Source organism: Frankia sp. CgKIO3 (assembly GCF_977946435.1).
Genome location: NZ_CDWTMO010000237.1, coordinates 1 through 4,543, shown reverse-complemented (window position 1 = coordinate 4,543; position 4,543 = coordinate 1). Strand labels below are relative to the sequence as shown.

Sequence of the window (4,543 nt, the reverse complement as noted above, 5' to 3'; positions counted from 1 at the left end):
GGGGCGCATCGCCGGTGGGGGGCACCGGGCGATGACCTCGGAAGCAGGCGCAGGGGCCCGGCGTGCCGCGCCGTTGACCAAGCACGCCCGTCAGGCTCGGCTGGCGGCGTTGATCGGTCAGCGCGGTGTGCGTTCACAGACCGAGCTCGCGCGTCTGCTGGCTGCCGAGGGCGTCCAGGTTACCCAGGCAACCCTGTCCCGTGATCTGGAGGACATCGGGGCGACCAAGGTGCGCGGTCCGGACGGCGGCCTGGTCTACGCGGTCGAGGCGAACCTCGCGCCGGCGGAGATCGTCCGGCTGTCGCTCGCCCGGCTCTGCGAGGAACTGCTGGTCTCCGCGGAGGCCAACGGCGACCTGGTCGTGCTGCGCACGCCGTCGGGCGCCGCGCAGCTGTTCGCCTCGGTGCTCGACCGGGAGGCGCTCCCGGGGGTCATGGGCACGATCGCGGGGGACGACACGGTGCTCGTCGTCTGCCGGTCGGCTCCCGCCGCCGAGGCCCCGGTCCGTCCGGAGAGTTCTGTCGGCCCGGGAGATCCCGTCGGTTCGGGAGAGCCAGCTGGTCAGGGAGGGCATGCCGGCCCGAGGGGGCCGGCGCTCGCCGCCCATCTCCTGTGGCTCGCCGACGGCCGGGCGCGTGGAGCGTCGATGGGACCGTCCGCCGTGCCGGACCAGGATGCGTAGCGGTGCACCGGCGACGCCGTGAACCGGCCTTCCCAGCACCCTCAATAAACACAATGCTGATTTTTGCTAAAAATAGCACTTATCAGCTTTTTTAACCAGTTTGGCATGATTTCCAATAATTCAATATTATTCGATATAAATCAACATAAGGAGATAAGCACTGTGACCGAACGCGTCGTGCTTGCCTACTCGGGCGGCCTCGACACGTCCGTGGCCATCGGTTGGATCGGCGCCGAGACCGGCGCCGACGTCGTCGCGCTGGCGGTCGACGTCGGCCAGGGTGGCGAGGACCTCGAGGCCATCCGGCAGCGCGCCCTCACCTGTGGCGCGGTCGAGTCGATCGTCGTCGACGCCCGCGAGGAGTTCGCCGAGTCCTTCGTCGCTCCGGCGATCAAGAGCAATGCGCTCTACATGGACCGGTATCCGTTGATCTCGTCGCTGTCGCGACCTGTCATCGTCAGGCATCTGGTCGCCGCGGCCCGCGAGCACGGGGCGGACGCCATCGCGCATGGCTGCACCGGCAAGGGCAACGACCAGGTGCGCTTCGAGGTCGGGGTGGCGGCGCTCGCCCCCGGGCTGAGCGTGCTCGCCCCGGTGCGCGATTCGGGGATGACCCGGGACAAGGCGATCGCCTTCGCGGAGGAACGCGGCCTGCCGATCGACGTGTCGAAGAAATCGCCGTATTCCATCGACCAGAACCTGTGGGGCCGCACCGTCGAGTGCGGCGTCCTCGAGGACCCGTGGGCCCAGCCGCCGGAGGACGTCTTCGTCTACTCCGCGGACCCCACCGTCGCGCGGACCCCCGACGAGGTGACCATCTCGTTCACTGACGGTGTCCCGGTGGGGCTGGATGAGCGCTCCCTCCCGCTCGCCGATCTCGTCGCCGAGCTCAACGTCCGGGCGGGCGCCCACGGCGTGGGCCGGATCGACCTGATCGAGGACCGGCTCGTCGGCATCAAGAGCCGGGAGATCTACGAGTGCCCGGCGGCGATCACGCTGCTGACGGCCCACCGGGACCTCGAGGACCTCACGCTCGAGCGGGATGTCGCCCGGTTCAAACGGAGCATCGACCAGCGGTGGGGTGAGATCGTCTACGACGGTCTGTGGTACTCGCCGCTGAAGAGCGCGTTGGACGCCTTCGTCGACTCCGCCAGCGCCGGAGTGTCCGGGGAGGTGCGGATCCGGCTGGTGGGTGGCGTCGCCCAGGTCGTCGGCCGGCGCAGCCCGGCCAGTCTGTACGACCACGGACTGGCCACCTACGACGCCGGTGACCAGTTCGACCAGCGCGACGCCCGCGGGTTCATCGAGCTCTGGGGCTTGCCGACGAAGGTCTGGGCGGCGCGCGAGCAGCGGCTGAACCCGTGACCGCGACGCACCCGTCCGGCGGGAACGACATGACGCACGGGGCGCCCGGGGACGGGGCGCCGATGCGGCTGTGGGGCGGGCGCTTCGCCGGCGGCCCGGCGGAGGCGCTCGCCCGGCTGTCGATAAGCGTCCAGTTCGACTGGCGGCTGGCGCCCTACGACCTGCTCGCGTCGAAGTCGCACGCCCGGGTCCTGCACCGGGCCGGGTTGCTCGACGCCGACGAGCTCGCGGCGATGCTCGCCGCCCTGGACGAGCTCTCCGACGCGGTCACCCAGGGCCGGTTCCGCCCGACCGTCGAGGACGAGGATGTCCACACCACCCTCGAACGCGGTCTGCTCGAACGGCTCGGCACGCTGGGCGGAAAGCTGCGGGCCGGCCGGAGCCGCAACGATCAGGTTGCCACCGACCTGCGGCTCTACCTGCGGGACTCGGCCCGCGAGGTGGCCGCGCGGCTGACCGAGTTGTCCCATGCGCTGGTCGTGCTTGCCGAGCAGCACGTCGATACCCCGGCCCCCGGGATGACCCACCTGCAGCACGCCCAGCCGATCTCCTTCGGTCATCAGCTGCTGGCACACGTGCAGGCGTTCGTCCGGGACATCGACCGGTTGCGCGCCTGGGACGCCCGGGCGTCGGTGAGCGCCTTGGGGGCCGGGGCACTGGCCGGTTCCTCGCTGCCGCTCGACCCGCAGGGGGTGGCCGCGGAGCTGGGGTTCGACCGGGCGTTCGCCAACTCCCTCGACGCGGTCTCCGACCGGGACTTCGCCGCCGAGTTCCTGTTCGTGGCGGCCCTGATCGGAGTGCACCTGTCGCGGCTCGGCGAGGAGATCGTGCTCTGGACGACGAGGGAGTTCGGCTGGGTCGAACTGGACGACGCCTTCGCGACCGGTAGCTCGATCATGCCGCAGAAGAAGAACCCGGACGTCGCGGAGCTGGCCCGGGGGAAGTCCGGCCGGCTCATCGGGGATCTGACCGGCTTCCTGGCCACTCTCAAGGGACTGCCGCTCGCCTACGACCGCGATCTGCAGGAGGACAAGGAGCCGGTCTTCGACGCGGTCGACACCCTGCTGCTGGTGCTGCCCGCGCTGACCGGCACGGTTGCGACCATGCGGGTCCGTCGCGAGCGGCTCGTCGCCGCGGCGCCCGACGGCTTCGCGCTGGCCACGGATGTCGCCGAGTACCTGGTGCGCCGAGGGGTGCCGTTCCGTCAGGCGCACGAGGCGGTCGGCCAGTTCGTGTCGTGGTGCGTGGCCCACGACGTCGATCTCGACGAGGTGCCGGACGACGATCTCGGCGTGATCAACCCGCTGCTCACCCCGGACGTGCGCGAGGTGCTGTCGGTGCGGGGAGCGCTGGAGGCCCGCTCGGCCCCCGGCGGGACCGCTCCCGACCGGGTCCGCGAGCAGATCGCCGCGTTGCGTCCGGTGCTGGACCGGGACCAGGCCTGGGCGGTGGGTTGACGGCGCTACCCGAATCCTCGCCCGGCATGGCACCGACGGACGGTGCCGCGCCGGACGGGGTGGACTTCTACGACCGGCCCGTTCTGGTCGTCGCACCGGCCCTTCTTGGTGCGACGGTCCGGCACGGGCCGGTCGCCGTTCGGATCACCGAGGTTGAGGCATACGGGGGGCTGGACGATCCCGCCTCGCACGCCTAGCGCGGCCCGACGCCGCGCGCGGCCGTCATGTTCGGACCGCCGGGACGGGCCTACGTCTACCTCAGTTACGGCGTCCACTGGTGTCTGAACGTGGTGTGCGGACCGGTCGCTTCGGCGTCGGCCGTGTTCCTGCGCTCCGGAGAGGTCGTGGCGGGTCGCGACCTCGTAGCGGGCCGTTTCCCACACCTGGTCGAGGCGGACCTGGCGCGTGGCCCCGGCCGGTTGGGACGGGCGCTCGCCGTGACCGGCGCACTGAGTGGAACCCCGGTCACCGGCGCGGGGCCGATCACGGTGGCACTGGCCGGGGGCCGGAGGATCCGTCCTCCCGGCCCGCCCGGTATCTCCGGCGGCCGGGTCTGCCTCGGCCCCCGGGTGGGGATCCGGGTGGCGGCCGAATGGCCCTGGCGATTCTGGCTCGCTGGCGAGGCGACGGTCAGCGGCCCGCGGTCGCCGCGTCGACCCAGGTGAGTCGACCCGGTGATGCTCTGTACGAGTGTTCCGGGCCCAGTGTTCCGGGGGTCCAGAGCTCTGGCCCAGACCACCAAAGCCTCCCATATCAAAAGATCACAACGAACCAGTCTTGGGAAGGTGTGACGTACATCATATATCTTGGCGAGGGATTGATTTGACGTCCCCCGTCATCCACCCGTAATGTTCTTGCTGTCAGCGAGACACCGGATCCGCCGAACACCACGGATGCGGTCGGTGACCGCCCCCCTCGAGGGGCGTTATGTGGCAGATGTACGGCAGCCCCCGCCTGGGGAGTAACTGACGAGCATCCTCCAGAATTTCGCAAGAAGCCAGCAAGCCGCATGAGGGCGACGTCTTGCGACGTCTACTCA

At 70.3% G+C, this 4,543-nt stretch carries 3 protein-coding genes and 1 pseudogene; all 4 read left to right on the top strand.

The genetic code is table 11. The annotated features are described in order from the left end of the window. Positions 1-31 precede the first annotated feature (31 nt). The 4 genes and pseudogenes from argR (at position 32) to AC08OJ_RS18665 (ending at position 4,169) form a co-directional block, all read left to right on the top strand. Complete coding sequence (gene argR / locus AC08OJ_RS18680) at positions 32-682, top strand: arginine repressor (RefSeq protein ID WP_476596422.1); 651 nt, start codon at positions 32-34, stop codon at positions 680-682. Positions 683-844: 162 nt separating this feature from the next. Then, on the top strand, positions 845-2,047 hold the full coding sequence (locus AC08OJ_RS18675) for an argininosuccinate synthase (protein ID WP_476596419.1): 1,203 nt from the start codon (positions 845-847) through the stop codon (positions 2,045-2,047). Between the two features lie 29 nt (positions 2,048-2,076). Continuing rightward, a complete protein-coding gene (gene argH / locus AC08OJ_RS18670) occupies positions 2,077-3,504 on the top strand; it encodes an argininosuccinate lyase (protein ID WP_476596421.1) in 1,428 nt (475 codons plus the stop codon). 26 nt (positions 3,505-3,530) lie between these two features. After that, positions 3,531-4,169 (top strand): annotated as a pseudogene (locus AC08OJ_RS18665) (DNA-3-methyladenine glycosylase). Positions 4,170-4,543: the final 374 nt, after the last annotated feature.